The sequence below is a fragment of the uncultured Cyclobacterium sp. genome (assembly GCF_963976465.1).
Taxonomy (GTDB): Bacteria; Bacteroidota; Bacteroidia; order Cytophagales; family Cyclobacteriaceae; genus Cyclobacterium.
Window position 1 is genome coordinate 1 of the sequence record NZ_CAXBOC010000571.1, and the last position, 3,277, is coordinate 3,277.

At 40.8% G+C, this 3,277-nt stretch carries 3 protein-coding genes; 1 reads left to right on the forward strand and 2 read right to left on the reverse strand.

The features are described from left to right. Positions 1 to 164: 164 nt before the first annotated feature. Entirely contained in the window at positions 165 to 1,613 is a 1,449-nt protein-coding gene (locus tag AAC037_RS22325) for a sulfatase-like hydrolase/transferase (RefSeq protein ID WP_339905736.1), read from the forward strand. 46 nt (positions 1,614 to 1,659) lie between these two features. On the opposite strand, the gene AAC037_RS22330 is transcribed toward AAC037_RS22325, so the two are convergent. Together AAC037_RS22330 and arsB are read right to left on the reverse strand one after the other, a co-directional pair. Further along, positions 1,660 to 2,388 carry a metallophosphoesterase family protein gene (locus AAC037_RS22330; protein ID WP_339905737.1) on the reverse strand — a complete coding sequence of 243 codons (729 nt, stop codon included), beginning with the start codon at positions 2,386 to 2,388 and terminating at the stop codon, positions 1,660 to 1,662. After that, a partial coding sequence (gene arsB / locus AAC037_RS22335) for an ACR3 family arsenite efflux transporter (RefSeq protein ID WP_339905738.1) occupies positions 2,385 to 3,277 on the reverse strand: 893 nt, incomplete at its 5' end. The genes arsB and AAC037_RS22330, both read right to left, overlap by 4 nt.

Here is a 3,277-nt window from a genome sequence, read left to right on the forward strand (position 1 = left end):
GGTCTAAAAATCAACAAGAGGTTTTGGGGGCTGTCAAATGCTTGATAAATTTGGCTGGCTCATTTTTCCTGCCCTATGTTTTTTAATTTAAGCAGGTAAATTCTTAGTTTAGGTCTGTGAGAAAGCATTTTATGTATCAAGTTGTGTCAACCCAAATAAAAAATATGTCAAAATTTGATTTTTTACCCTTTAAAAAAGCACCATGCTTGTTTATTGTTGTGGTGATGTCTTTTCTAGTCGCTTGTAATCTGGATAAAAAAGATTTAAAACCCAATATTGTACTCATTTTCATTGATGATATGGGCTATGGGGATTTGTCTAGTTTCGGCAATCTTTCTGCTGAAACCCCCAATATTGACAAGTTGGCTGCTGAAGGTATTCGTTTTGATCAATTTTACGTAAATTCTCCCATCTGCTCCCCATCACGGGTGGCCATATCCACAGGCACTTATCCGCAAAGGTGGAACATTACATCCTATTTGGCCTATCGGAAAGTTAATGCGGAAAGAGGCCTTGCAAATTGGTTGGATCCTGCTGCTCCCATGCTAGCCAGGGATCTTAAGCAAGCGGGATATGTAACCGGCCATTTTGGGAAATGGCATATGGGTGGGCAAAGAGATGTTACCGAAGCTCCTCCCATCACGGATTATGGGTTTGATGAATCTTTAACCAATTTTGAAGGCATGGGAGCAAAGTTGTTGCCCTTGACCATGGATGAAAACGGGAAAGTGGGGCGTATATGGGAAGATGCAGAAATTCTTGGAGGTCCTGTCACTTGGATGCAAAGATCTGAAATCACCTCCGGTTTTATTGATGCAGCCATAGGCTTTATGGATAAAGCTCAAAATGAGAAAAAACCATTTTACGTAAATATCTGGCCTGATGATGTCCACAGTCCGTATTGGCCTTCTTTTAAGGAGTATGGCTTGACTAAGGAGTCAAGTAAAAAAGATTTGTACCATGCTGTTTTGGAAGAAATGGATTTACAATTCGGCAAGCTTTTCGACTTTGTTAACAATCATGAATCCCTACATGAGAATACCTTGATTATTTTTTGCTCAGACAATGGTCCGGAGCTAGGGGCAGGAAGTGCGGGTGATTTGAAAGGGTATAAAACCCATTTGTATGAAGGCGGTATTCGCTCTTCCTTGATTGTATGGGGATCCACATTTATAAATGAGGAAGCCAAAGGTAAGCGAAATGCTGAATCGGTTTTTTCTGCCATAGATTTAAAGCCATCATTGCTTGCTTTTACCGGGGTGAAAGCTTCTGAAAATACCATTTCCGATGGTGAAAATGTATTGGAAACCCTGCTTGGTGAATCCAGTTTATCACGTCAATCACCAATTTTCTATAGCAGGCCTCCCGATAGGAAAAATTATTATGGTTTTGAAAACCTCCCTGACCTGGCTGTTCGGGATGGTGATTGGAAACTTCTTTGTGATTATGATGGTGGAAGACCGGAACTATATAATATCGTTGCAGATGAAGGGGAAAATCAAAATCTGGCTGAAATGGAGTCCCAAAGAGTGAAAGCATTGACTGATAAGGTTGTCAATTGGTACCAAACCATGCCGACAATGAAAATAGATTCGCTTTCAGTCTCAGAGTAAACCTAGGGGTAGGACAATTTTTCTGTGGTTGAAACGACTGGTTATTCTATTTTCCAACCCTTAAAGCGGTTGCCAATGAATTGTCAAAAGCACTTACTTCAACAGCCCTCGCCGCCTTTTCTATATCGTATTCAATTCTGCGAAAGCTTACTTTTAACGAATCAGAATTATGTGAATTTAGGGACTGGTTGAACTCGATAAGCGCATAGCAAAGCCGAGTGTCTCCATCTTTAGGTTTGCCTACGGAACCTATATTGATTACATGCTTATATCTATCCCCTACTTTTATTGTTTTGTGAAAGGGTTTGTGGGTATGTCCACAAAGTAGCAGGTCTGCCCGATTTTGATCCATCAACTCCAAGACCTCCGATTCAGGATAGTCTTCCACCATATAATCTGTAGTTGATTTGGGACTTCCATGAACCATTAGCCAATTAAAATCCCCCCAAGAATTGCTAAAGGTTAGGGACAAGTGTCTGGGTAGATTGATCAAATATTCTCTATTTTCCTCAGTAAGCAAGGATCTTGTCAGCCCCTTATTGGTAAGTTGTTCTTCCTTTGCCGGGGGCTTAAGTAAGGCTTCTTCATGATTTCCCATTATTGTAGGGATGTTCCTTTCCCGGATCTTCTTGACCACCTCATTGGGCCACACATTGTACCCTACCAAATCACCCAAACAGTAAATGGAATCCGGGTTTATTTGGTCTATATCCTTGAAAAAGGCTTCTAGTGCCGGAAGGTTGGCATGAATATCAGAGAAGATAGCGATTTTCATCTATTAGTAGGAGCAGGTTGACCATAATATTTCTTCTTTAGCCAAAGGGATATTCTTACCAATAATATCAAAGCAGGAACCTCTACCAAGGGGCCAATTACTCCGGTAAAAGCCTGGCCTGAATTTAGACCAAATACGGCAATGGCTACCGCTATAGCAAGTTCAAAATTATTCCCTGCAGCGGTAAAAGCAATCGATGCGTTTTTGTCGTATTCAGCACCGGTTGCTTTGCTTATAAAGAAGCCTATTAGGAACATTAAGGTGAAATAAATCAATAATGGGATCGCGATGCGTACCACATCCATTGGGATTTTCACAATCATCTCTCCCTTCAGTGAAAACATCACAACAATGGTAAACAAGAGTGCAATCAATGTTAATGGAGAAATGGTCGGAATAAATTTGTTGGTATACCAAGTTTCGCCCTTGTATTTTATTAGGAAGAATCTGCTAAGCATGCCTGCCAAAAAAGGAATGCCCAAATAGATGGCTACACTTTCTGCAATGGTGGCTATGGAAATGTCAACAATGGCTCCTTCGAAACCAAAATAAGGAGGTAAAACTGTGATGAAAATCCACGCATAAAAACTATAGCCAAAGACCTGAAAGATACTGTTGAGCGCTACTAGGCCGGCTCCATATTCACTACTTCCTTCCGCCAGGTCATTCCAAACCAAAACCATGGCAATGCAACGTGCCAATCCAATTAAGATTAAGCCCACCATGTATTCAGGATAATCTTGGAGGAACAGCAAGGCCAGAACAAACATCAGCACCGGTCCAATGATCCAGTTAAGCAATAAAGATACGGATAGAATTTTTACGTTTTTAAATACTTTTGGGAGTAAGCTGTAATTAACCTTGGCCAGGGGAGGGTACATCATTAGAA